This is a genomic window from Polymorphobacter sp. (genome assembly GCF_051860865.1).
GTDB lineage: Bacteria > Pseudomonadota > Alphaproteobacteria > Sphingomonadales > Sphingomonadaceae > Sandarakinorhabdus.
The window spans coordinates 47197-71890 of record NZ_JBIMKZ010000004.1 but is presented as its reverse complement, the minus strand read 5'-3'; the positions used below and the strand labels follow the sequence as shown (position 1 = coordinate 71890).

Genomic DNA, 24694 nt, shown 5'->3' with positions numbered 1-24694 from the left:
TCTTTTCGTCGAGGTCGTAGAAGCACATGATGACGAAGCTGGTCATGGCGAGCGCGAAGGGGAGGACGCCGGCGCCGATGTAGAGGGCGGTGATGGTGCTCTGGGATTGCTGGACGAGTTCGCCCTTGGTGGTGGCGATGTAGCCGGACATGGCGAGGATGACGCCGATGAGGCCGGGGCCGATGGCGAAGCTGAGTTTTTCGAGCATGGCGTAGATGCTGGAGAAGACGCCTTCGCGGCTGTTGCCGGTGCGCTTGCGGTCATATTCCATGATGTCCGGCAGCATGGAGATGCTGACGAGGGTGGTGCCCGAGGCGGCGAGGCCCTGGAGGCCGCCGCGGATCCAGACTTCCAGCGTGGTGATGCTGGGGGTGGCGAGGACCCAGCTGCCATAGGCCAGGGCGAGGAGGACGATGGCGACGAGATAGGCGCGCTTCTTGCCGATGGCGCGCGAGAACCAGACCCAGAAGGGGACGGAGAGGCCCTGGACGATGTATTGCGACATGGTGGCGTTGATCATGCCGACATAGCCGATGCCGAGCACATTGAGGAAGAACAGCAGCTTGGTGGTGGAGACGGTGCTGATGGCGATGTACTGGGTGACCTTGGTGCCCATCAGGATGGCGAAGGGGCGGTTGGTGAACAGCGAGCGGAGCTGGCCGGCCTTGGGCAGCGCGTGCTTGGGCGGGGCCTCGCGGCGGCGGGCGTTCTTGGTGCCGAAGAAGGTGAGGACCATGGTGGTGAAGATGATGACGGCGCAGGCGGCACCCATCCAGGCATAGCCGCGCGAGCCACCGCCGAGCCATTCGATGAGGGCGGCGGCCCCGCTGGCGGCGAGCAGCTGGCCGATAGCGATGAAGACCGAGCGGAAGGAGAGCAGGCGGGTGCGCTCGTGGTAGCCGTCGGTCATTTCGCCGGCCATGGCGATATAGGGGACGGCGAACAGCGAATAGCCGGTGGAATAGATGATGAGCGCGGCGGCCATGTAGATGGTCAGCCAGGTGTCCGACATTGCCGGTGGGGCGAAGATCATCAGGTAGGACAGCGAGGCGATGATGGCGCCGGCGAGGAGGAAGGGGCGGCGGCGGCCGAAGCGGGACTTGGTACGGTCCGACACCACGCCGATGACGACATCGGCGACGACGTCATAGAGCTTGGAGACGGTGAGCAGCAGGCCGGCCAGCGCTGCGGACTGGCCGAGGATGGTCGTCATGAGGACCGGGAAGAAGATGGTGACGGTGTTGAGCAGGATGGCGACGCCAACCGAGCCGACGCCGAAGCCCATGCAGAGCTTGAAGGGCAGGCGCTCTGCGGGGGCGGGGGCCGGGATGGTGTCGGCGGTGGTTGTGGTCATGCAGTCGCCTTGCGGGAGGGGCCGGGTTGGGTGCCACGCAACAGGCGGCCGGGAAGCTGGCCGCTGGGAATGCCGTTTTCATGGGTGACGATGCCGGAGACGATCGTGCAGCGATAGCCGGTGGCGGCCTGGGTGAGGCGGCGGCCGCCGGCGGGGAGGTCGAAGCTGGCGCGCGGGGCGTGGAGAGTGAGCGCCGCCATGTCGATGACGTTGAGATCGGCCTTGTAGCCGGGGCGGATGACGCCGCGATCATGGAGGCCGGCGACGCGGGCGGTGTCCAGCGTCATGGCGCGGACGAGGGTGGCGAGATCGAGCGCGTCGGCGCCGCGGTCTCGCGCCCAGTAGGTGAGCATGAAGGTGGGCATCGAGGCGTCGCAGATGCGGCCCAGATGGGCGCCGCCATCGGCGAGGCCGAGGATGGTCTCGGGGCGGGTCAGCATGTCCCGCACCGTGTCGAGGTTGCCCTGGGCGAAGTTGCGGGCCGGGTGGTAGATGAGGCCGTGACCATCGTCTTCGAGCATGATGTCATAGGCGACTTCGGCCGGGGTAAGGCCGTGGGCGGCGGCGATATGGTCGAGCCGTTCGCTGAGCGGCGGGCTGTAGTTGGGCGGGGTGCCCATGCGGAACATCTCGTGGAAGCTGCGCGCCATTTTCAGCACGCGGGCGTCTTCCATCTGCGGCTCTTCGGACAGCAGGCGGGCGCGCATGGCGGGATCGCGCATCGCCGCGACCTGCTCGGCATGGGGGCGGCCGATCAGCGGCTGGAAGCTGGGGCAGCCTGAGAAGGGGTGGGAGGAGGTCTCGAGACCATAGAGGACGCCGACCGGGCGGCCGACGACCTGGCCGAGCATGTCGAGACCCTGGGCGCGGGCGTCGGCGGTGGCGTCGGCGATGATCTGCCAGCGATCGGGCGCTTCGTTGTGCTGGAGGATGGGGAACATCACCGTCTGGCCGCTGGTGGCGGCAATGCGGCGGAGCAGCTCGAATTCGGGGGCGGTGCCGTTCTCGATGGCGAAGTCGGTGGCGACGCAGAACATGCCGTGGCCGGCCTTGTGCAGCTCGCGGGCCATGGCCTGCAGCTCGTCCTCGCCGGCGAAGGTGCTGGGGGCGACCTCGCCAGAGGCGGTGCGGTGGCCGAGCGCGCGCGAGGTGGAGAAGCCGAGCGCGCCGGCGGCCATGCCTTCACCGACGAGAGCGGCCATGCGGGCGATGTCGTCCGGGGTGGCGGCTTCGAGATCGACGGCGCGGTCGCCCATGACATAGACGCGGACCGGGATGTGCGGGACCAGGATGGCAAAATCGACGTCTATGCGGCGGGTGTCGAGGAAGTCGAGAAACTGGGGGAAGGTCTCCCAGCCCCAGGGGATGCCCTCGGCCATGACGATTCCGGGGATGTCCTCGATGCCTTCCATGACGTCGATCATGATGTCGTGCTGGTCCGGCTTGCAGGGCGCGAAGCCGACGCCGCAATTGCCGAGCAGGACGGTGGTGACGCCGTGGCCGGATGAGGGCGAGAGGTGGTTGTCCCAGGTGATCTGGCCGTCATAGTGCGAGTGGATGTCGACGAAGCCGGGGGTGACGATATGGCCGGTGGCGTCGATCTCGCGGATGGCGGTGCCGGGGATGCGGCCGATGGCGGCGATCAGGCCGTTCTTGATAGCGATGTCGGCGACATAGGGCGGGGCGCCGGTGCCGTCGACGACGGTGCCGCCGCGGATGATGAGATCATGCTTCATGCGAGGAAATCCCGGATCAGGCCGGCGATGGCGGCGGTTTCGAGGTCGAACAGGCCGTGGCCGTGGTTCGGAAGCTCGATGTAGCGCGCATCCGGCAGCAGGTGGCGGTTGGCGCGGGTGAGAGCGAAGAGATCGTCCTCGGGATTGAGCAGCAGCACCTTGTGGGTAAGGGCGGCGAGGGCAGCCTGGAGATCATGGCCGTAGACGGCGTCATAGCCCCAGGGGGCACGGCGGCCGCAGCGGAGATTCTCGGTGACCGAGGCGTGCAGCCAGTCAGGGGTGACGGCGGGGTGGGCGAGGCTTTTGGTCAGCGACCACATGTAGCTGATGTGGCTGCCATCGGGCTGGGGGCCGGGCCATTTCGACAGATTGGCGCGCTTTTCGGCACGGGTCTCGGCGTCATAGGCGGCGATCGAGACAAGGATGAGGCCGGCCATGCGGGCCGGCTGGCGCTGGGCCATGGCGACGGCGATCGAGGAGCCGGTGTGGTAGCCGAGCGCGTTGACGGGGGCGTGGCTGATCTGGCCGGTATCGGCGAGGGCGGCGAGGAGTTCGAGCAGCGCGTCGGCGTGCTCGGCCATGCTCGGCGGCGTCGGGGGCGGGTCGCTGGCGCCGTAGCCGGGGGTGTCCGGGGCGATGAGGCGGTAATGGGGGGCGAGCGTCCGCATCAGCCCTTCATAGAGCCACCCGGACTTGGGGGTGGAATGCAGCAGCAGCAGCGGCGGCGCAGCGGGGTCTCCGGCGAGGCGGAGATGGACCTGGCCCCAGCGGCCGGGGACATAGGTCTTGTGAATCATGCCGGCAGGATGCGGAGGGAGGTGTTGCAGCTGGTCAGCGGCTCGATGCCGGTGGCGGTGACGCGCAGCTGGTCCTCCATGTGCAGGTTCCCCCAACCGACTTCGTAATAGGGCATGTCGAGGCTGAACACCATGTTCTCTTCGAAGACAAAGGGGCCGTTGCCGCCGGGGAGCACCGGGCCGAGCGGCAGCATATGGTCGCCATGTTCGAGGCCGATCGAGTGCGGGGTGGCGAAGAAGAAGCCGGGAAAGCCGGCGGCGCGGACCGCATCGATGACCGCCGAAGTAACCTCGGCGCCGGTGACGCCGGGTTTGACGATATCGAGCACGGTCTGGCAGCCGACCTGGATTGCCTCGACGCGCCGGACCAGCTCGGGGCTGGGGGTGCCGACGACGGCGACCCTGCCCAGGTCGCCGTGATACTGGTTCATCTCGCAGAAGCCGTCGAAGGTGATCGGCTCGTCGGCAAGCACGGTGCCGAGATGCTGGTTGGTGCCGCTCTGGCCGGTGGAGAGGAACAGGCCGCGGGCGCCGCGCTTGGCGCACTCGATATTGTAGGTGCGTTCGAGCTCGATGCGGGGCAGGCCGACACGCAAGCTGGCGATGACGGCTTCAAGGGCTTCCTCGTTGACGGTGGCGACGGCGCGCAGCCGCTCGATTTCCGGGAGCGTCTTGACCATGCGGATTTCACGGAAAATGGTGGTGGCGTCGGTGACGCGGACCTGGGGTAGGCCGATCTCGTGGAGCCAGGGGCCGATGCGGGGATCGTCCGAGCCGAGGCGGGCGCCTTCCAGGCCGGCGTTGGTGAGGGCTTTCTTCAGTGCGTAGGTGGCGTTGACCGAGGCCTCGCCGCGATGGGCTTCCATGAAGGCGATATATTGCTCGTCGCGCGGTGACAGGGTGGCGTGGTTGATCGGCCATTTCATGCCATATTCGACATGCTCGGGGTCCTCGACCTCGGGATCGAAGTCGCGGCGGTCGAGGTAGATCGGGTGGACATAGGGCAGGATGCTGGGCATCCAGCTGAGATCCGGCTTGTGGAAGAAGCGCAGATGCTCGACGCCGGTGACGATGAGCGCGGCCGGCGCGGTCTCGTCGCGGGGGAGCAGCGCGTAATTGTAGAAGGTGCGGCGCATCTTCATCAGCGCGCCCATGTAGTCAGACAGATAATGGATGTTGATGGCGGCGGTGGCGATCAGGCCGTCCAGCCCTTCGCGGTCCATGATGGCGTTGGCGCGGGGGCGGTTCAGCAGCATGGCCGGGCTCCGGGTTGTGGGGCTGGAGAAATACCCTCCCCCGACCCCTCCCTGCGAGCAGGGAGGGGGGAGAACGGGATCAGAAGCGGACGATGCCGCGGACGCCGTAGGTGGGGCGCTCGGGGGCGGCCAGCACAATGGTGTTGAGGCCCTGGGCGAGGTTGCCATTGGGGTTGGTGTTGCGCAGGATGTTCGACGGCGTCTTGTTGTCGAAGATGTTGCGGCCGAAGAATTCCAGCGTGTAGCGCTCCGAGCTGACGCCGAGGCGGACGTTGACGCGGTGGGCGTCACCGATCCAGGCGACGTTCGACGCGGTGGCGAACTGCTTGCCGGTGTAGATATAGTCGACGCGGGCGAGGCCGGTCCAGATATCGGTCAGGCGCGGGGCATAGTTGATCGCAGCGGTGCCGCTGAACTCCGGATAGCGTTCCATCAGATTGCCGACCGGGTTGGCGATGCCATCGATGGCGACGCATTCGGCGCAGGCGACCGAGAGGATCTTGGTGTCGGCCCAGTTGAACGTGCCTTCCAGCGTGAGGTCCTGGGTGACGCTGAGCGCGCCTTCCAGCTCGACGCCCCAGAGGTTGGTCTCGCCGTCCGGGAACGTGATGGTGGCGGTCGAGATGGTGGTGCCGGTCTGGTAGGCGATGTTCTGGTTGATCTGCCGGTCACGCCACTGGCCATAATAGACGGCAGCGAGCAGGCGCAGGCGGCGATCGAGGAATTCGCCCTTCACGCCGAACTCGTACATCGTCAGCTTTTCTTCCGGCACCGCGATCGGCACCGGGCGGCCGGCGCTGGTGGTGATGGCCTGCTGGATGGCCGGGCTGAAGGCGCCGAAGTTGGAGTTGAAGGTGCCGGGGCGGGTGCCCTTGGCCCAGGAGACATAGGTGGAGGCGTCCGGCGCGAACTCGTAGCTGAGGATGACGCGCGGGGTGAAGGCCTTGAAGGTCTCGGTGGGCGCGGTGGTGACGGCACCGGTGACGGCCGAGCTGGCGATATGGGTGATGGTATCCCACTGGTAGCGGGCTTCGCCGGAGATCTTCAGGCCCGGCACCAGCTCATAGGCGGCCGATCCGAAGAGGCCGAAGGTGCGGGCGCGGAAATCGGTGGGCGCGCCGAGGTTGGTGATGTTGGGGCCGGGGCGATGGGCGCGGGTGAAGAAGTTGATGCTTTCCCAATAATAATTGCCGCCGACCATGTAGGTGAGCTTGCCGTCCGAGGGCGAGGCGAGGCGGACCTCGGCCGAGTTGTTCTCGATGTTGTACGGCAGGTAGACGGTCGAGAAATAGCCGGTGCCATCGGGCGGGCGGTTGTAGGTGTCGGTCAGCGCGGCCCAGCGGTTCTTGTTGTGGGCGCCGGCGATCGACAACGTGTGAGTGCCGATCTCCTGGTCGATGAACAGCCGGGCCTGATAGGCCTGGCGCTCGAGGCCGAGGTTGGTGATGAAGCCCGGATCGACGACATTGCCGACCGGCGCGTTGGTAACGCCGCCGAACTGGCCGCCCGGGCTGGGGTTGGTGTTCTGCGACATCCGCGCCGGCACGATATTGCCGACATCGCCGCAGATATAGTTGAAGCGGGTGGTGCTGCCGGTGGGGATGCGGCCGTTGCCGCCGGCGTTGCAGTTGTAGTCCTGCTCGGTCAGCAGCGACTGGGCCGACGGGCCGTCGCTGTCTTCCCAATAGGTGGCGTAGCCGCGGATGGTGGTGGTTTCGGTCGGCTTGGCGATGAAGGCGAAATCGACCGACTTGGTCTCGCGGTCGCCGAGGCGGCCGCCGTAGCCGACATTGTCATACTGGCCATCGGCGGTGAAATAGCGGGCGGCGATGCGCACGGCCAGCTTGTCGGTGAAGATCGGGCCTTCGAGGCTCGCGCGGATGTCGGCGGTGTTGAAGTTGGAATAGGAGGCATCGACCGAGGCACGGACTTCGGTCAGCGACGGGGTGCGGGTGATGAAGTTGATGGCGCCGCCGAAGGTACTGCGGCCGAAATAAGCGCTCTGCGGGCCCTTGACGACTTCGACCTGGGCGATGTCGGCGAGGCCGGCGGTGGCACCGCCGGGGACGGCCATGCCATCGACGAAGACGGTGACGGCCTGGCGGTTGGGGCTGTCGCCGGGGAACATGCCGCGCATCGAAATGGTCTGGAAGCCACGGTCGTTACGGTTGGCTGAGCTGTTCTGATAGCGCAGGCCGGGGACGAAATCGTTGAGTTCGTTGAGGCCGAGGATGCCGCGCTTCTGCAGCATCTCGCCGCTGATCGCGGTGATGGCGACAGGGACATCGACGAGGTTCTCGTCGCGCTTGCGGGCGGTGACGACGATCTCGTCCATGCCGGTGCTGGCGCCGGCTTCGGCCTGCTGGGCCTGAGCGCCGGTGGTGGCGATGGCGAGCGCCAGGCCGGCGACGCCGGACAGTCGGGCGGCGCGCCAGGCGGTGCTGCCGCTGGAAATGCGATTGATCATGATACCCTCCGTAGTGAACCCTGAGTGTTCGCCATCCGGCGCCTTGGCGGCGCTGCTCTTTGGTGACGCGATGCAACATGGATGGCATGCTGCGACGCTGCGTCCACCATCCCGGGGTGGTTTTCCCGACAGTCGGATAAAAATGCGGGATTCCGGTATCCGACTGGTGAGAATTGTGATGGGCGGGCGGATGACAAGGCCGAAGCGGGGGGTTCATATCCGGGGCATCAACAAGGGAGTGGCACATGGCCGATGACGTCGCTGCCGGGCAGATGAGCCTTTTCGCCATGCCGATGGGCAGCGGCGCCCATGCCGCCGGCTGGCGGCATCCGCTGGCGGCGCCGAGCCGGCTGACCGACATCGGCCATTACCGGGCGATTGCCGAAATCGCCGAGCGCGGGCTGTTCGACGCGCTGTTCCTCGCCGATGCGCAGGGGTTTCGGCCGGTGGCGGGGCGCGAGGCCTATGCGGCGGTGGATGCTGTGCGGATGGACCCGGTGACGGTGCTCGGCGCGCTGTCGATGGTGACCGACCGGCTGGGGCTGATCGCAACGCTCTCGACCAGTTTCAACGAGCCTTATTCGGCGGCGCGGCGGCTGGCGACGCTCGACCATGTCAGCGGCGGGCGGGCCGGATGGAATGTGGTGACCTCGACCACCGAGAACGAGGCGCATAATTTCGGCCGCGATGCGCATTATGGCCATGCCGAGCGCTATGCGCGGGCGGAGGAGTTCGTAGAGGTCGCCAGGGCGGTGTGGGACAGCTGGGACGGCGACGGGGTCACCGCCGACAAGGCCAGCGGGCGCTATTTCGACCCCGACAAGGTTCATGCGGTGGCGCATGCCGGCGCGCATTTCCGGGTGGCCGGGCCGGCGACGATGCCGCGGCCGCCGCAGGGGCATCCGGTGATCGTCCAGGCCGGGGCCTCCGAGGCCGGGCTGGCCATGGCGGCGCGGATGGCCGAGGCGGTGTTCACCTCGCACCCGTCACTTGAGAGTGCGGTGGCCTTTTACGGGCTGCTGAAGGGGCAGGTCGAGGCGATGGGGCGGCCGCGCGACGCGCTGAAGATACTGACCGCGGTGCAGCCGATCGTGGCGGAGACGACCGCCGAGGCGGTGGCGATTGCCGATGAGCTCGAGGCGCTGATCCCGACCGAGCTGGCGCTGTCGCTACTGGGGATGCAGTTCGGCGGGTTCGATTTCGCTGGCTTCGATCCCGATGGGCCGTTGCCGGCGATCCCGCCGAACAATGCGTCCAAGGGCTCGCAGACGCGGATCATCGAGCATGCGGCGCGCGAGGGGATGAGCCTGGTGCAGATCGCCCGACATGTGGCAGGCGGGCGGACATCGAAGACGCTGGCCGGGACGGCCGAAGAGGTGGCCGACGAACTGGCGCGCTGGTTCCGGGCCGGGGCGGCGGACGGGTTCGTGATCGCGGCGCCGATCCTGCCTGACATGCTGGCGCAGTTCGTCGACGGGGTGGTGCCGATATTGCAGGCGCGCGGGCTGTTCCGCGATCGCTATCGGGGGCGGACGCTGCGCGAGCATCTGGGGCTGGCGGTGCCGGCGAGCCGGCATGACGGGCATCCGGAGCGGCATGTCGAGCCCGAGATCTGGCAGAGGAAAAAGCCATGAACGTGTTCGGGCTGCTGCCCTATGCCGACGAGACCGAGCTGACCGGGCCGGCGGCGAGCGCCTTCGACCCGGCGTTCATGCGGCGGATGGCCGAGGCGTTCGACCGCCATGGCTATGAGCGGGTGCTGATCGCCCAGAGCGCGGCGTCCCCCGACCCGATGCTGGTGGCGGCGAGCGTGCTCGAATGGACCGACCGGCTGAAGGTAATGATCGCGCATCGGCCGGGATTCGTGGCGCCGACGATGGCGGCGCGGATGCTGGCGACGCTCGATCGGATGAGCGGCGGCAGGGCCGGCGTGCATATCATCACCGCCACCAACGACGCCGAGACGCAGGGCGACGGCGACTTCCTGACCAAGGAGCAGCGCTATCATCGCAGTCGCGAATATGTCGGGCTGTTGCGGCGGATCTGGGCCGGGGGCGAGGCCTTCGACCATGACGGCGACTTCTACCGGACGCGCGGCAGCCGGACGCTGATCCGGCCGGTGGACGGGACGGTGCCGATCTTCTGGGGCGGGGCGTCGGGGCTGGGGGTGCAGTTCGGCGGCGAATGCGCCGATTGCTATGCGCTGGCGGGCGGCACGCGGGCGACGGTGGCGCGGCTGGTCGGCGAGGTGCGGGCGGCGGCGGCGGCGGCGGGGCGCGATTGCCCGCGGATGTTGATGTCGATCCGGGTGGTGATTGCCGAGGACGACGGCGCGGCCTGGGCGCGGGCGCACGAGATTGCCGGGAAGGTGCGGGCAGGTGCCCGGATAGGGCTGGGCAGCGGCTCCGATGCCAGTGCGGCGCGGCGGGTGGCCGAGGCCGCCGCGGCGCGGACCGCCGATGACCCATGCCTGTGGGGCGGGGTGATCGAGGCGACGGGCGGCACCTCGCATGCGATGGCGCTGGTCGGCGGGCCGGACGAACTGGCGGCGGCGCTGCGGGCCTATCAGGCGATCGGCGTCGACGATGTGCTGCTGCGCGGGTTCGACAATCTGGCCGATGCGGACGCTGTTGGGGCGCTGCTGGTGCCGAGGCTTGGATGAGGGTCATGCAGGATGTGCATGACAATCTGCGGGATGCCGGGATTGTAGACTCGCCGGCGATGGTGGCATGAGGCGATGATGACGACAGCGACGAAATCCATGCCGGTCTCTGCGAAGCGGCGGCTCGATATCAACGGCCAGCAGGCCTTCGAGGACCGAACCATGGCGATGATCGCCGCGCTGGCCGCCGAGCTGGCGGTGACGCGCGAACGGCTCGATACGGTCGAGCGGCTGCTGGCCGATGCCGGCGGGCTCGACCGGTCGGCGATCGAGGCCTATCAGGCCGACAAGGTGGCGACCGCCGAGCGCGACGCGATCCGCAAGCGGCTGATCGGCCGCGTCTTCAACCCCCTTCGCGCCGATGCGGCGCGGCAGCAGGAAAAGGGCTGAGCCATGGACACCAATTCCCATCCGATGCTGCCCGGCGCCAGCCATGACGAGGCGGCCGAGCAATTGTTCGTGCGTGACCTCAAGGTCTGGCTGACCGACGAGGTGGAGCCCTATCACCGCGAGCAGGCGCTGGCGCTCGATCCGGGCCCGGGCAGCAATGCGCGGGTGGAGACGCTCTATGAGCGGCTGCACGAGGACGAGAGCTTCCGCGCCTGGGCCGGGCTGCGGCGCACGGCGCAGGAAATGCTGTGGACGGCGATCGGCGAGAGCGTAGGGCGGCAGGCCGATGGGCTCGAGGCGCGCGGCGCCGAAGCGCCGGAACTGGGCTCGGTGACGCTCGACCCGGACTTTGTGGTTCCCGAATATCTGGCCGACCGCGATGTCCATATGATGCCGGGCGGCTATGCGCACGAGGATGGCGGGCTGTTGCAGGGCGCGGTGATGGACCGCGGCGGCGCCGTGTACATGCTTGGCCGCAACGGCGGGCTGATGAACGATGTGCGCGGGCATACGCTCGTGTCGCACCTCTATGCGCGCTTCTCCGATTTGGCGCCGGCGCGGGTGCTGGAGCTGGGCTGCGGGATCGGTGCCAGCCTGGTGCCGGTGGCGACGGCGTTCCCCGAGGCCGAGGTGCATGGCATCGACGTCGGCGCCTCGATGCTGCGCTACGGGCTGGCGCGGGCCCGGCATCTGGGCGTGGCGGTGCATCTGCGCCAGGGCGATGCCGAGGCGGCGCCTTATCCGGACGAGAGCTTCGACCTGATCTTCTCCTGCGTGCTGCTGCACGAGACCTCGCCGGAGGCGATTGCGCGGATCATGGCGGAATCGCATCGGCTGTTGAGGCCGGGCGGGGTGGTGGCGCATCTGGAGGTGCCGATGCGCTACGAGGCGATGGATCTCTGGGGCAAGATCCGCGGCGAGATGGAATATGACTATAATAACGAGCCGAACTGGAAGGCTGCGATCAGCGCCGACTATAAGGCCGAGCTGGTGGCGGCAGGGTTCCGCGATGTCGAGACCGGCTACCAGGCGGCAACGGCGGCGCCGGTGAAGGGCGCGGGTGGTTTTTCCGATACGTCGCAGGGTGTGTTCCGCTCCTGGTTCGTGGCGTCGGCGCGCAAATAGCGCGCGGTGGCCTTGGTTGATCTGATACGCGGTCGAAAGCTTGACCGGGGCCGGACGATCGCGCCGCTGATCGTTGGCGCGGCGGCCTTCATGCAGGCGTTCGACGCCAGCTCGGTGCTGGTGGCGCTGCCGACGATGGCGGCCGAGTTCGGCGTGCCGGTGCTGTCGATGAACATGGTGGTGGTCGCCTATCTGGTGGCGGCAACGGCGTTCCTGCCAGTCTGTGGCTGGGCGGCGGACCGCTACGGCGCGCGGCGCATGTTCCTGGTTGCGGTGGCCGGATTCGGGCTGGCGTCGCTCGGCTGCATCCTGGCGCCAACGCTTGAATGGCTGATCGCGGCGCGGGCCTTTGAAGGCTGCATGGGGGCGCTGCTGCTGCCGATCGGGCGGATCATCGTGCTGCGCGGGGTGGACCGCGACGATTTTGCCGGGGCGCTGGCGATATTGACGCTGCCGGTGATGCTGGGGCCCCTGATGGGGCCGACGCTGGGCGGGCTGATCGTCGACCTCGCCTCGTGGCGCTGGCTGTTCGGGGTCAATATCGTGGTGGCGATCATCGGGCTGATCATGGTGCCGCGCTTTGTCGATGCGGTGCCGAGCCAGGGCGGGACGGCGCTCGACCTGCCGGGGCTGGTGCTGATCGGCGGCGGGCTGGTGGGGGTCAGCTATGGGCTGACGGCGCTGGCGCGCGGGCTGATGCCGCTGGCCGGGGCGCTCGGGCTGATCGGCGGCGGCATCGTCTGCGGGCTGTTGTACGTCTGGCACTGCCGGCGGCATCCGGCGCCGGTGCTGGATTTCTCCAGCCTGCGGCTGCCTGCGGTGCTGGCGACGAATGTCGGCGGGCTGTTCCAGCGGCAGATGGTTAGCGCGGTGCCGTTCCTGCTGATGATGCTGTTCCAGCCGGCGTTCGGCTGGGACGCGGCGACCAGTGGCGGATTGCTGTTTGCCGGGGCGCTGGGGGCGATGCTCGGGCGGTGGCTGATGCAGCCGATCGTGGCGCGGGTGGGGGTCCGGCGGTTCCTGCTGGTCAACAGCGTGCTGTTTGCGGCGACGCTGGCCGGTTGCGCCAGCTTCGGGCCGGACACACCGCATCTGGCGATCATGGCGCTGCTGTTCGTGCAGGGGATGGTGCGGGCGGCGCAGCTGATCGGCATGATGACGATGAGTTATCAGGGCGTGCCGGACAAGGAATTCGGTTCGGTGAGTACGATTGCCAGCGTCAGCCAGCAGTTTGCGCTGAGCGTGGGGATCGCGCTGGCGGTGGGGGCGCTGAGCGCGCTGCAGGCGTTCTATGGCGACTTCACCCTGTCGCGCGAGGTGATCTCGCCGGCGTTCCTGCTGCTCGGCGCGCTCTCGATGATTTCGATGTTCTGGTACTGGCGGCTGCCCGACGAGATGGGGCGGCGCGGGGCGGCGATGGCGCCGGATGCGGGCAATGACCTTTGAGCAGGAGTGGCGTGATGCTGGTTGATCGGATGTTCGTGCGGATGCCGGGCGGGCTGGTGCACATGCGCCATGCGACGGGCGACGGGAGCGCGCGGCCGCTGCTGCTGCTGCATGCCTCGCCGGGGTCGTCACGCGGGCTGGAGCCGCTGGTGGCGGCGCTGGCCTCCCGGCCCGGAGCCGGGCGGGTGATCGCGCCGGACATGCCGGGCAACGGCGATTCCGCCGATCTGGCGCCCGAGGCGCCCGACATGCGCTGGTATGCCGATGCGGTCGATGCGTTGGCCGGCGAGATGGGGCTGGGGACGATCGATGTCTATGGCAGCCATACCGGCGCGCGGCTGGCCTGCGAACTGGCGGCGGCGCATCCGGGGCGGGTGGGGCGCGTGGTGTTCGACGGGATCGGCGAATATTCGGACGAGATGAAAGAGCTGCTGCTGCGCGAGTACGCCCCGGCCATGCAGCCCGATGACTATGGCCGGCAATTCATGTGGGCGTTCAACTTCGTTCGCGACCAGGCGCTGCACTTTCCGCATTTCCTGCGTGATCCCGAGCATCGGCTGATGACGCGGGCGGTGCCTGAGGCGGCGGCGCTGCATGGCTCGGTGATGGAGGTGCTGAAGGGCCTGACCTCCTATCACAAGGCCTATCGGGCGGCCTTTGCCTATCGCTCGGCGAGCAGGCTGCGCGAAGTGGCGGCGCCGTGCCTGCTGATGAAGGCGGCCGACGACCTGCCTTGGCTCAATGCCTCGGGCGACGAACTGGCGGCGGCGATGGCCGATGTCCGGGTGGTGCCGGTGCCCGGCGATGTGACGGCCAAGGCGGCGATGATGGCGGGCTTTCTGGGCTGGTAGTTTCGGCCCGGAGTTCCGACTGTCGGATAGAGCGCCGGGTGGGGCCTGCATCGAGCGATGGCTCAGCCTAGTCTCTGCGTCTGTACAAGGCGAGGGACGGACGGATGCTGCTCAACAGGGCGCGCGCCAATGCGGTGATGGACCGGCACGGGCTGGACGGGCTGGTCGCGGCGTTCAAGGAGAATATCTATTATCTGAGCGACTATTGGGGCTCGATGTTCCTGATGTCGCGCAACTATACGCTGATGGCGCTGCTGCCCCGCGACGAGAGCAAGCCGGCGGCGCTGATCATGCCGGGGACCGGCGTCTATCATCTCGAGCATGTACCGACCTGGATGCCGAGCGTAGCGACCTATATCACCCGGATCCGGCCCGGCCAGCCGGTGCCGCCGCGCGACTTCGAGGTAACGACCGAGGAGATCGAGGACGGGGGCGACCGGGTGGTGACGGCCGACAGTGTGAAAGGCCAGCCGCTGACGCCCTATCCGATCCGCGAGGGCGCCGAGATGGCGGCGCGGGATGCGCAGCTGCTGGCGCGCTATGCGATGCACGATGCCAATCCGCAGGTGTCGGCGACGCGGGCGTTGCAGGCGGCGATTCAAGCGGCGGGGCTGGAGGCCGGGCGGCTGGGGTTCGACGATCCGCGCGTGCTCGGCTGGCTGCAGCAGGTCGGGCTGCAGCGGCTTTCGGGCGTCGATGCGCTGAACATCTTCAAGGAGATTCGGATGGTGAAGAGTCCGGCCGAGATCGAGCTACTGCGACGCGCGGCGAAGATGAGCGAGACGGCGCTCGACCGGGTGATCGAGGCGCTGGAGCCGGGTCTGCCGCTGGAGGACATCAACGCCATCCATGCCCATGCGATGATCGCGCAGGGCGGCCAGTCGGAGTGGATCATCGCCAATATCCGCGGGCTGGCGACCGGGGTTGTGGAGCGCGACGAGCTGATCAAGCTCGATTCCGTGGGCAGCTACAAGCAATATCGCGGCGATGTCGGGCGGTCGGCGATTTGCGGCAGACCGACACGCGTGATGATCGCGCGCAACGAGGCGGTGACCCGCGCGCTGCACATTGCCTATGAGAATATTCGGCCGGGGCGGACGTTCAAGGAGATCGTCGACCTGACGTTGAAGGCCGTGCACGACGAGGGCTTTCCTGGCTTTGTCATTGCCGGGCCGCATTCGGTGGGGCTCGAGCATACCGACCATCCGGTTTCGGTGGGGCCGGAGATGCCGGGGCACCATCCCCTTGTTTTCGAAGAGAATATGGTCTTCACCTTGGACATGCCCTATCATGAGTTCGGCTGGGGGACGAGCCATGTCGAGGACATGATGCTGGTGACGGCGAGCGGCTGCGAGGCGCTGTCGTCGATGGATACGCGGCTGCGGGTGCGGCCGGGCTAAGAGCCGCTTGTGAAATCGGGCAGAATGTCCCATATTATGGCTTGGTATGAGACGGAAATTGGCCATGACAGTTGCGATCAAGGACAGGAAGCGGGCCGATGAAGGGTCGGCAGGGTTTGTGACGTCCTTCATCGACAAGGGCGGGATCGTCGATGTCGAGCGGGTGGCGGACAGGTTCCGGATGACCAAGGGGCAGCTGGCCGAGACGATCGGGCTGGGCGCGGCGACGGTCAGCAAGGCCGATCGGCGGGCGGCGCCGCGTACGCAGTCGAGGGTCCGGGAGATGCTGGAGATCGTGGCGCGGGTGCGGGACTGGGCCGGGGGCGAGACGCAGGCGATGGCCTGGTATCGCTCGCAGCCGATCCCGGCGCTGGACGGGCGGACGCCCGAAGCGTTGGTCAAGGCGGGCGAGGCGGGAGCGGTGCGCGACTATCTCGACCATCTTGCGCTGGGCGGCTTTGCTTGAAATTCGAAGACCGGTGCTACCGGGGGCATGATCCGATGTGGTCCTTCTCGCCGCTCTCGGGCGCCGGGGCAGCGAAGACCGGGGGGCGGTTCAACCGGCGCGGCGAGGCGACGCTCTATCTCGCGCTCGATATCATCACCGCCGTCCATGAGTGCACGCAGGGGCTCGGGCGGCGGCTGGAGCCGCTGACGATCTGCGAATATGATGTGGATTGCGAGCCCGTTGCCGACCTGCGCGACGGGGCGGGACGGGGGGCGCTGAGCGTCGGCATCGAGGACCTGGCCTGTGCCTGGTTGGGGGCAATACGGGCCGGGCGGGAACCGGCGTCCTGGCGGGTAGTGGACGGGCTGAAGGCGAAGGGATTTGCCGGCATGCTGGTGCCGAGCTTTGCGCCCGGCGCCGGGGCGGACGACCATAATCTGGTGCTGTGGCGCTGGGGGCCGGACCTGCCGACGCGGGTGGCGGTGTTCGATCCCAGCGGCCGCCTGCCAAAAGACTAGCTCTCCTGGCGTTGAGCGACGGCCCGATGTCTGGGTGCGGGGCCGAGGCCCGGGCCGCCGGAGGCTCCTTGGTCAGGCGTACCGGTCGCCGGCCGCCAGCATGCCGGCGGCGTCGAGCAGATGGTTCATGTCCTGGAGGCGGATCAGCTCGGGGGTGAGGCTGGTGGTAGATTTTTCGGCCTTGAGGGTGGCGAGCAGGGCGGGGGCGCGAGCGACGAGGCTGTGGAGGAGGAGGAGCGGGTGGAGGGCGATGCGGAAGCCCAGCGCTTCGAGGTCGGCGCCGCTGTCGGTAGGGGTGATGCCGCCTTCGACGAGATTGTGAACCAGCGGCGCGCGAGCGGCGAAGCGGGTGGCGACGGCTTCGAGTTCCTCGGTGGTGGGGGGGCCTTCGATGAAGATAAGGTCGGCGCCGGCTTCCAGAAAGGCTTCGGCGCGGTCGAGGGCTGAATTCAGGCCTTCGACACCGAGCGCGTCGGTGCGCGCGAGGATGAGCAGATGGTCGCGGCTGTCGAGCGCGGCGTGCACGCGGCCGGTGGCTTCGGCGAGCGGGACGACGGTCTTGCCGGCCATGTGGCCGCAGCGCTTGGGAAAGCCCTGGTCCTCGATCTGGACGGCGCTGGCGCCGGCGCGCTCGAGGCCGCGGATCAGGCGCTGGAGGGTGAGGGCATTGCCGAAGCCGGTGTCGCCGTCGACGATCAGCGGAATCTCGATGCGGTCGCGGATGATGGCGGTGGTTTCGATGAGTTCGGAAGCGGTGACGAGGCCGATGTCCGGGCGGCCGAAGCGGCCCATCGACAGGGCGCCGCCGGAGAGGAAGGCGAGGGGGAAGCCGGCCTGCTCGATGAGCAGGCCGGTGAGGCCGTCCCAGCAGCCGGGGACCGAGAGCAGCCGGTCTCCGGCGATCAGGCCGGAGAGGGCGGCGACATGGTCCGGCCGGGTCATTTCAGCTGGCCGGGGATATGGCTTTCATGGTTGGCGAGGTACCAGTCGGCGATCTCCTCGCGGGTGGCCCACCAGACGCCGGGCAGCGACTTGGCGTGGGCGATGAACTCACGCAGCGCGCGGATGCGGTGGGCGCGGCCCGAGACATGCGGGTGGATGCCGACGTTCATGATGCGCCCCGTAGTGGCACCTTCGGCATAGAGCACGTCCAGCTCCTCGATCAGCGCCTGGGCGAACTGGTCGGTGGTGAAGTTCTTGCGGGTGATGAAGGTGAAGTCATTGATTTCGTTGGAATAGGGGGTCGAGACGATCGGGCCGTGCGGGGTTTTCAGCAGATAGGGCTGATCGTCGTTCATGATGTCGCAGTAGAAGGTGCAGCCCTGCTCGGCGAGGATGTCGGCGGTTTGCATCGTGCCCCGCAGCGAGGAGGACAGCCAGCCCTTGGCCTTGCGGCCGGTGAATTTTTCGAATTGCTCAAGGCTGCGAAGCACGATTTCGCGCTCCTTTTCCGGGGCCTGCGCATAGTCCGACAAGAGCTCGCCCTGCTCCCAGTTATGCGCCAGCAGCTCCCAGCCGCGCTTGAGACAGGCGTCGGTCATTTCTTTGCGGCGCTCGAAGGTGACGGCGTTGGTGGTGCAGCTGGCCTTGACGCCCATTTCGTCGAACAGGTCGTAGAGGCGCCAGATGCCGACGCGCTGGCCATATTCGCGCCAGCTGTAGTTGGGCCAGTCGACAGTGTTGCCGGGCAGGATGTCCGGCAGGATCGCCGGGCCGCCGGCATAATAGGGTTTTGTGGTGTCCTTGGTCAGGTCCCAGGTCTCGAGGTTGAAGGTGAGGATGAGCGCGACGCGGGCGCCATTGGGCCATTTGAGCGGCTGGCGATCGGGCAGGGCTGAATAGGCATATTCCATCGTATCTTCTCCGAGATCAGAATTCGGCCATCAGCCGGCCGAAGCCCTGCATCTGGTCCTTGATGCCCATCGAGCGCAGCGCATGCCAGTAGGTGGCGGTGTTGATGGCAATGACCGGCTTTTCCATCCAGAATTCGGCGATGGCGGCGACATGGCCGAAGGCGAGGTTGGTGCCGGCCTGGATGACGGCGTCGACGCCGTCCGAAACCTGGATGGCGGCATTCTTCAGCGTCTGCTTCGATTCATGCGCGATCAGCATTGGCGACGGTGACTTGAGGCCGAGGATATGGACGACCTCATAGCCCTGGTCCTCGAAGAATTTTTCCACATTGTTGTCGCCGACCGGCATGTAGGGGGTGATGATGCCGAGCTTTTTGATCGGGCCGGTGACGCTTTCATAGGCCTTGATCGCGGCATCGACGGCGGTGGAGCCCATGATGACGGGGACGCCGCCGGTGCGCTCGAGCATCTTCTTGTGGAGGCGGTCGGCGCCTTCGGCCCCGTCCCAGAAGGTCTCGGCCGACATGCCCATGATGACGCAGCCGGGGTCCATCGACATCGACACGTCGACGGCATCGAAGGTGGAGTCGCGGATCTGGTTGAGCATCACCATGAAGCTGTCGTCGTCGGTGACCTTGGTGTCCGGAATGGAGATTCGCGAGAAATGATTGGTCACGCCGTGCGGGCGCATGTCTGCATATTCGGGCTCGACACTGGTGTTGGTGGACGGGGCCACCACGGCGAATTTCATCCGGTATCCAAGTGAATCGGTCATGTGCGCGGTCCTTTTGCTGTGGCGTCCGGTGCTCCCACTCCTTGACCGATGTGCGGCGCGGGGACCAGCCGGACCAGCCGGTCCCGGCAGTTTATCCGACTGGTGGACAGTGTGGCGCCCGCGGTTTTACCGACTGGTGAACAAACGCGCCGCGTGGATCGGCAATCGCTTGAAACTGATGCCATAGCTTGCCGCGAATCGAGAGAAAGGTGCGTGCGATGGCGGCGTATATTGTGGCAACGGTGACGATCACCGATCCGGTGCGGTTTGGCGACTATGCCAAGGCCATCGTCGGGCTGAGCGAACGCTTCGGCGGTGAGTCCGTGATCAAGGGTCCCGTGCTGGAGACGCTCGAGGGCGAGGATGCCCGCGGCGAGCGGGTGGTGGTCAGCCGCTATCCGGATATCGAGGCAGCGCGCGCCTATGTCACATCGAGCGAGTATCAGGCGGCGGCGAAATTGCGGGAAGGGGCGGGCACTGTCACCTTGCGGCTTCTGGCCGACCCGGCCTGAGAGGATTTGAGATGATCGAACGGACGCGCGTGGTGGTGGCCGGCGCCGGCCCGGTGGGCGGGGTGCTGGCCTATCGGCTCGCCGAGATGGGGATCGACGTGGTGCTGATCGAGCCCACGCACTACCCGGCCGAGGACATGCGCGCCTCCACTTTCCATCCGCCGACGCTGTCGATGATGCAGGAACTGGGCGTGCTCGACGAGCTGCTGGCGGACGGGTTGAAGGCGCCGGTCTATCAGTATCGCAACCGGCGCAGCGGCCATGTCATTTCGCTCGACCTCGGCGACATTGCCGACCTGACGCCCTATCCGTTTCGCCTGCAATGCGAGCAGTACAAGCTGGCGCGGATTCTGACGGCGCGGCTGGCCAACCACAAGCATGGCCGGGTGCTGTTCCAGCACCGGCTGCTGTCCTATGAACAGGACGCCGACGGTGTGACCGTGCATGTCGAGACGCCGCTGGCGATCGATCATTTCCGTTGCGATTATCTGATCGGCGCCGATGGCGCGAGCTCGACGGTGCGCAAGTGGCTCGATATCGAGTTCGACGGCTTCACCTATCCCGAGCGGTTCCTGACGCTGTCCACCGCCTATCCGATCCATGAACATTATGAGGGGCTGGCCAACGTCAGCTACATGTCCGACGCGCAGGAATGGTGCGTGCTGCTGCGCGTGCCCAAGCTGTGGCGGGTGCTGGTGCCCTCGCAGCTCGACGAGAGCGAGACCGACCTGCTGTCCGACGCCAAGAAGACCGCGGTGTTCGCCGGGCTGGTGCCCGATGGCGAGGCGATCGAGACCTATCACCGGACGCTCTACCGAGTTCACCAGCGGGTGGCGCGGAACTTCCGCCGCGGCCGGGTGGTGCTGGTCGGCGATGCCGCGCATCTGAACAACCCGCTGGGCGGGTTCGGTATGAACTCGGGCATTCATGATGCCTGGAACCTGTCGACGAAGCTGGGCGAGATCATGCTGGGCGGCGGCGATGCCGAGGCGCTGCTCGACCATTATGAGCGGCAGCGGCGGACGATCGCCAACGAGTTCGTGCAGGCCCAGACGATCAAGAACAAGCAGGCCATGGAAGCGCCGGCCGGCGACGGTCCGAGCCCGCAGGAGCTGAAGATGGACGAGCTCGCCGCTGATCTCGACATGCGGCGGCATTATATGGCGCAGCAGGCGATGCTGCATTCTCTGGAGCGTGAGGCAGAAATCGCCTGAGGCGGTCCGGCGCCATCTGTCACGGCGCACGACAAAGGGCCGGTCCTGGATGGGGCCGGCCGTTTTTGTCTTGGTTATCGAAGGAATGGTGGACACACTTGGGCTCGAACCAAGGACCCGCTGATTAAGAGTCAGCTGCTCTACCGACTGAGCTATGTGTCCGTCGCCGTAGCGAGGAGGGGCAGTTAGCAGGGGGGGTGGGGGTTGTCCAGCCCTTCAGTGACCGGAACTGCTGCGGGCGCGGTGGATGCCCATGATCAGGCCGAGCAGGATCAGCACCGTCATCATCGCGGAGCCGCCGTAGCTGATCAGCGGCAGCGGGATGCCGACGACCGGGGCCAGTCCGGTGACCATCATGATGTTGACCGCGACATAAAAGAACAATGTCACGGTGAGGCCCATGGCCGTGAGGCGGCCGAACTGGGTGCCGGCGCGCATCGAGACGCGGGTGCCCCAGATCAGCAGCGTGGCGAAGCCGCCGAGGATGAAAAGGCCGCCGAGCAGGCCCCATTCCTCGGCCATGGTGGCAAAGATGAAATCGGTGTGCAACTCCGGCAGATAGTCGAGGTGGCTCTGGGTGCCATCGAGGAAGCCCTTGCCGCTGAGGCCGCCCGAGCCGATGGCGATCTTCGACTGGGTGATGTGATAGCCGGCACCGCGTGGATCGACCGCAGGATCGAGGAAGATCATCACCCGACGCTTCTGATAATCATGAAGCAGCGCCCAGGCGAAGGGGGCCGCCGCCGCCATCAGCGCCAGCGCGCCGCCGAACAGCCACATCCGGACGCCGGCGAGGAACATCACCGCGACGCCGCCGACCATGATCGAGATGGCGGTGCCGAGATCGGGCTGAAGCATCACCAGCCCGACCGGCAGCGCGATCAACAGCAGCGGCGGCCACAGCGCCATCGGCCGGGTCTCGAAGCCGCGCGGCAGATAATGGTAATATCGCGCCACCGCCAGCACGATGCCGATCTTCATCAGCTCCGAGGGCTGGAGCTGGATGACGCCGAGATTGAGCCATCGCTGGCTGCCGCCGCCGACCTTGCCGATCAGCTCGACGGCCATCAACGCGACCAGGATGATACCGTAGATCGTCCAGGCATGGCGGAGCCAGAAATCGGGGCGGACCTGCGCCAGCGCCAGCATCGCCAGCGCCAAAATGGCGAAGCGGATGCCGTGGCGCAGCGCCCAGGGATCCAGCGCGCCGCCGCCGGCCGAATAGAGGATGACCATGCCGAAGCCGGCCAGCGCGGCGATCACCGCGACGATGCCCCAAGGCAGGCGGGAGAGTTCGCGGACCCAGGGACCGTCGAGCATGGCTATTCCTGCTCGCGTGGCGGTTGGGGGGTGGCGCCCGTGGTGATCGGCGGCGGCGGCGGCGGCGCGTCGGCGCGGAGCCAAGCCGGCATCAACCGGGCCTCTTCGGCAGCGGTGGCGGCGAGCTTTTCGGCGCGCGCGGCGGCCTCGCGCTTGGCGGCCAGGGCCTTTTCGACCGGCACCAGCGCCTTCATCGCCTTTTCCGGGTCTTCGAGGAAGGTCAGCACGTCGCGGGCGATGGGGGCGGCATAGCGGCCGCCGGCGATGCCATGTTCGATGATGACGCTGACAGCATAGCGTGGCTCGGCGGCCGGGGCATAGGCGACGAACAGTGCGTGATCGCGGAATTTCCAGGGCAGCGCCTCGTTGCGGAGCACGCCGCTGCGGCGCTCGGCGCGGGTGATGCGGCGGACCTGGGCGGTGCCGGTCTTGCCGCAGACATCGAAGCCGGGGACGCCGGAACGAGCGGCGCGGGCGGTGCCGATGCCGGCGTTCACGACATCGAACATGCCCTGGCGGGCGACGGCGAGATGCTCTTCCGGGATGCCGAGGGCGGCGAAGGGCGGGGGCTCGTCGTCGCCGACGATCAGCCGCGGCATCACCATGCGGCCTGAGGCGATGCGGGCGGTCATTACCGCGAGCTGGAGCGGGTTGGTGACGAGATAGCCTTGGCCGATCGAGCAGTTGAGCGTTTCGCTGACCGCCCATGACTTGCCGTAGCGACGCTGTTTCCAGTCGTTGTCGGGGACCAGCCCCGAGGCCTGGCCGGCGAGCGGCAGCGCGTATTTCTGGCCGAGGCCGAGCCGGCGGGCCATGGCGGCGATCGGGGCGATGCCGATCTGCCGGCTGTAGTGATAGAACCAGGTGTCGCAGCTCTTGGGCAACGCCGTCGTCATGTCGACGAAGCCATGGCCGCGCCGGGCATGGCAATGCCAGGTGTTGCTGCCCATCGGGTAGCGGCCGGTGCAGCGGACGCCCTGGTCCGGCGTGATGCCTTCCGCCAGCGCCGCCAGTGTCGTGACCATCTTGAAAGTGCTGCCGGGGGGATAGCCGCCCATGGCGCTCTTGTTGAGCAGCGGGCTGTGGTCATCGGCCTGCAGCGCCTTCCACAGGCTGGTGGAGACGCGGGTGGAAAAGACATTGGGGTCATAGGCCGGCATCGACACCATGGTCAGGAGGTCGCCGGTCCGGCAATCGATGACGATGACGCTGGCGCTGTTGTCGCCGAGCCGGCGGGCGGCATAGCTCTGGAGGTCGCGGTCTATGGTCAGCCGCAGGGTCTCGCCGGGCCGGTCCGGGCGGGTGCCGAGCTCGCGCACCACCCGGCCGCGCGCGGTGACTTCCTCGAGGCGGGCGCCGGCGGTGCCGCGCAGCGCCTTGTCCTCATGACGCTCGATCCCGTCCTTGCCGATGCGGAAGCCGGGGTAGATCAGCAGCGGATCGCGCTGCTCCTGATATTGCTCCGGGCTGGGCGGGCCGACATAGCCGAGCAGATGGGCGAAATGCTCGCCGTGCGGATAGTGGCGGCTGAAGGCGCGGACCGGCTGGAGCCCCGGCACATCGGCCATCTGGACGTTGAGCGCGGCATAGGCCGGCCAGTCGAGGTCGCGCGCCACCTCGACCGGCATCCAGCCGGGCTGGATGCTGATGTCGGCACGGATGCGCAGTTCGTCCTCGAGGCCGAGCGGCAGCACGCGGGCAACTCGGGCGAGGACGTCGTCGAGATCCTCGATATCGGCGGGGATCAGCTCGAGCCGGTAATCGGGGCGGTTCTGGGCGAGCGGCTTGCCGTTGCGGTCGACGATCCAGCCGCGGCGCGGCGGGATCAGACGCTGCTTGATGCGGTTGCCATCGGCGGCCTTGGCGTACCGGTCTCCCTCGAACAGCGACAGCCAGGCCATGCGCGCCGTCAAGGCTGTGCCGACCAGCCCCATGCCCCCGCCGAGCAGCAGCGCCCGGCGGCTGAAGCGGGCTTCGCGGGGAGGGCCGCCCAATGTCATGGGAAGACCAGCGTCATGGGAAGACATTGGCCGGACTGGCCATGCCCAGCGCGCGGCGCTGGGCATGGCCGCAGAAGGCGGCGACGGCCGGATAGGCGAGCAGGCTGGTCAGCCATTGCCAGACGAGCGGGGCCAGCGCCATCGGCCGGCCGGCGAGGTCCATCAACAGCCAGCTGCCGAGCTCGAAGCCGGCGACGACGGCGACAGCCATCGCCCAGTCGAAGCCATGGGCATGATGGCCATAGCGCCGCTCGAAGGCGCGGACAAAGCCGGCGGTGAGGGCGAACAGCGTGGCGTTGACGCCGAGCGGCTGGGCGAACAGCATGTCGGCGACCAGCCCGAGGACAAAGGCCACCCAGGGCGGCATCAGCCGGGGCTGGAAGGTGGCCCAGACGAAGATGGCGAGCACGCCCAGCTCTGGGAACAGCGGCAGCGGCAGCGGCAGCGGCGCGGTCATCACCCAGAGCAGGAACAGCGTGGTCAGCGCCGGCACCGCCAGCCGCCAGTGGCTCAGCCACCAGCGTCGGCGCTCGGCCGCATCCATCAGGCGCAAGGGCGGGACGTTGGCGG

22 protein-coding genes and 1 tRNA gene are annotated in these 24694 nt (G+C 67.5%); 11 read left to right on the top strand and 12 right to left on the bottom strand.

All coding sequences use genetic code 11. From position 1 onward, the window contains the following. The 5 genes from ACTIFJ_RS01780 to ACTIFJ_RS01760 all read right to left on the bottom strand — a co-directional run. Nucleotides 1-1354: MFS transporter (locus ACTIFJ_RS01780; protein ID WP_439532361.1), on the bottom strand; the 1354-nt coding region annotated here is incomplete at its 3' end. Continuing rightward, a complete protein-coding gene (locus tag ACTIFJ_RS01775; RefSeq protein ID WP_439532360.1) occupies nucleotides 1351-3090 on the bottom strand; it encodes an N-acyl-D-amino-acid deacylase family protein in 1740 nt (579 codons plus the stop codon). The genes ACTIFJ_RS01780 and ACTIFJ_RS01775, both read right to left, overlap by 4 nt. Next, the gene (locus ACTIFJ_RS01770) at nucleotides 3087-3887 is read right to left on the bottom strand and encodes an alpha/beta fold hydrolase (RefSeq protein ID WP_439532359.1); all 801 of its coding nucleotides are present in this window, start codon (nucleotides 3885-3887) and stop codon (nucleotides 3087-3089) included. Before ACTIFJ_RS01770 ends, ACTIFJ_RS01775 begins: the two co-directional genes overlap by 4 nt. Continuing rightward, on the bottom strand, nucleotides 3884-5143 hold the full coding sequence (locus ACTIFJ_RS01765; RefSeq protein WP_439532358.1) for a M24 family metallopeptidase: 1260 nt from the start codon (nucleotides 5141-5143) through the stop codon (nucleotides 3884-3886). The genes ACTIFJ_RS01770 and ACTIFJ_RS01765 overlap by 4 nt, the downstream gene beginning before the upstream one ends. Nucleotides 5144-5222: 79 nt before the next feature. Beyond that, entirely contained in the window at nucleotides 5223-7610 is a 2388-nt protein-coding gene (locus tag ACTIFJ_RS01760) for a TonB-dependent receptor (protein WP_439532357.1), read from the bottom strand. Nucleotides 7611-7855: 245 nt separating this feature from the next. On the opposite strand from ACTIFJ_RS01760, the gene ACTIFJ_RS01755 reads away from it, so the two are divergent. The 9 genes from ACTIFJ_RS01755 (at nucleotide 7856) to ACTIFJ_RS01715 (ending at nucleotide 16450) form a co-directional block, all read left to right on the top strand. Continuing rightward, the gene (locus ACTIFJ_RS01755) at nucleotides 7856-9244 is read left to right on the top strand and encodes an LLM class flavin-dependent oxidoreductase (RefSeq protein WP_439532356.1); all 1389 of its coding nucleotides are present in this window, start codon (nucleotides 7856-7858) and stop codon (nucleotides 9242-9244) included. After that, nucleotides 9241-10272, top strand: coding sequence for an LLM class flavin-dependent oxidoreductase (locus ACTIFJ_RS01750; RefSeq protein WP_439532355.1), 1032 nt, complete (start codon nucleotides 9241-9243; stop codon nucleotides 10270-10272). The genes ACTIFJ_RS01755 and ACTIFJ_RS01750 overlap by 4 nt, the downstream gene beginning before the upstream one ends. A gap of 78 nt (nucleotides 10273-10350) precedes the next feature. Beyond that, nucleotides 10351-10662, top strand: coding sequence for a hypothetical protein (locus ACTIFJ_RS01745; RefSeq protein WP_439532354.1), 312 nt, complete (start codon nucleotides 10351-10353; stop codon nucleotides 10660-10662). 3 nt (nucleotides 10663-10665) lie between these two features. Continuing rightward, entirely contained in the window at nucleotides 10666-11787 is a 1122-nt protein-coding gene (locus ACTIFJ_RS01740; RefSeq protein WP_439532353.1) for a class I SAM-dependent methyltransferase, read from the top strand. Nucleotides 11788-11799: 12 nt separating this feature from the next. Continuing rightward, on the top strand, nucleotides 11800-13233 hold the full coding sequence (locus ACTIFJ_RS01735; protein WP_439532352.1) for an MFS transporter: 1434 nt from the start codon (nucleotides 11800-11802) through the stop codon (nucleotides 13231-13233). A 14-nt stretch (nucleotides 13234-13247) separates the two neighbouring features. Continuing rightward, nucleotides 13248-14084, top strand: a complete 837-nt coding sequence (locus ACTIFJ_RS01730; protein WP_439532351.1) for an alpha/beta fold hydrolase — start codon at nucleotides 13248-13250, stop codon at nucleotides 14082-14084. Between the two features lie 104 nt (nucleotides 14085-14188). Then, the gene (locus ACTIFJ_RS01725; RefSeq protein ID WP_439532350.1) at nucleotides 14189-15484 is read left to right on the top strand and encodes a M24 family metallopeptidase; all 1296 of its coding nucleotides are present in this window, start codon (nucleotides 14189-14191) and stop codon (nucleotides 15482-15484) included. Nucleotides 15485-15548: 64 nt separating this feature from the next. After that, entirely contained in the window at nucleotides 15549-15950 is a 402-nt protein-coding gene (locus tag ACTIFJ_RS01720; RefSeq protein ID WP_439532349.1) for an antitoxin Xre/MbcA/ParS toxin-binding domain-containing protein, read from the top strand. Continuing rightward, nucleotides 15947-16450 (top strand): RES family NAD+ phosphorylase, encoded by a 504-nt coding sequence (locus tag ACTIFJ_RS01715; RefSeq protein ID WP_439532348.1) that lies wholly within the window; start codon nucleotides 15947-15949, stop codon nucleotides 16448-16450. The genes ACTIFJ_RS01720 and ACTIFJ_RS01715 overlap by 4 nt, the downstream gene beginning before the upstream one ends. A 72-nt stretch (nucleotides 16451-16522) precedes the next feature. Here ACTIFJ_RS01715 and ACTIFJ_RS01710 read toward each other — a convergent pair whose 3' ends face one another. Genes ACTIFJ_RS01710 through ACTIFJ_RS01700 form a run of 3 tightly spaced genes read right to left on the bottom strand, consistent with a single transcriptional unit; the run spans nucleotide 16523 to nucleotide 19078 of the window. Further along, entirely contained in the window at nucleotides 16523-17392 is an 870-nt protein-coding gene (locus ACTIFJ_RS01710) for an isocitrate lyase/PEP mutase family protein (RefSeq protein ID WP_439532347.1), read from the bottom strand. After that, entirely contained in the window at nucleotides 17389-18303 is a 915-nt protein-coding gene (locus ACTIFJ_RS01705) for a polysaccharide deacetylase (RefSeq protein WP_439532346.1), read from the bottom strand. Before ACTIFJ_RS01705 ends, ACTIFJ_RS01710 begins: the two co-directional genes overlap by 4 nt. Nucleotides 18304-18319: 16 nt before the next feature. Next, nucleotides 18320-19078: a maleate cis-trans isomerase family protein gene (locus ACTIFJ_RS01700; RefSeq protein ID WP_439532345.1), complete on the bottom strand. Its 759-nt coding sequence runs from the start codon at nucleotides 19076-19078 to the stop codon at nucleotides 18320-18322. A 218-nt stretch (nucleotides 19079-19296) separates the two neighbouring features. Here ACTIFJ_RS01700 and ACTIFJ_RS01695 point away from each other — a divergent pair, with 218 nt between their 5' ends. Together ACTIFJ_RS01695 and ACTIFJ_RS01690 are read left to right on the top strand one after the other, a co-directional pair. Then, nucleotides 19297-19590, top strand: coding sequence for a DUF1330 domain-containing protein (locus ACTIFJ_RS01695; protein ID WP_439532344.1), 294 nt, complete (start codon nucleotides 19297-19299; stop codon nucleotides 19588-19590). 11 nt (nucleotides 19591-19601) lie between these two features. After that, a complete protein-coding gene (locus ACTIFJ_RS01690; RefSeq protein WP_439532343.1) occupies nucleotides 19602-20804 on the top strand; it encodes an FAD-dependent oxidoreductase in 1203 nt (400 codons plus the stop codon). 86 nt (nucleotides 20805-20890) lie between these two features. Here ACTIFJ_RS01690 and ACTIFJ_RS01685 read toward each other — a convergent pair. From ACTIFJ_RS01685 to mreD, 4 genes are all read right to left on the bottom strand, one after another. Then, nucleotides 20891-20966 (bottom strand) — tRNA-Lys (locus ACTIFJ_RS01685). 54 nt (nucleotides 20967-21020) lie between these two features. Further along, entirely contained in the window at nucleotides 21021-22124 is a 1104-nt protein-coding gene (gene rodA / locus ACTIFJ_RS01680; protein ID WP_439532342.1) for a rod shape-determining protein RodA, read from the bottom strand. A gap of 2 nt (nucleotides 22125-22126) precedes the next feature. Next, on the bottom strand, nucleotides 22127-24124 hold the full coding sequence (gene mrdA, locus ACTIFJ_RS01675; protein ID WP_439532341.1) for a penicillin-binding protein 2: 1998 nt from the start codon (nucleotides 24122-24124) through the stop codon (nucleotides 22127-22129). A gap of 13 nt (nucleotides 24125-24137) precedes the next feature. Then, a complete protein-coding gene (gene mreD / locus ACTIFJ_RS01670; RefSeq protein WP_439532368.1) occupies nucleotides 24138-24668 on the bottom strand; it encodes a rod shape-determining protein MreD in 531 nt (176 codons plus the stop codon). Between the last annotated feature and the right edge of the window lie 26 nt (nucleotides 24669-24694).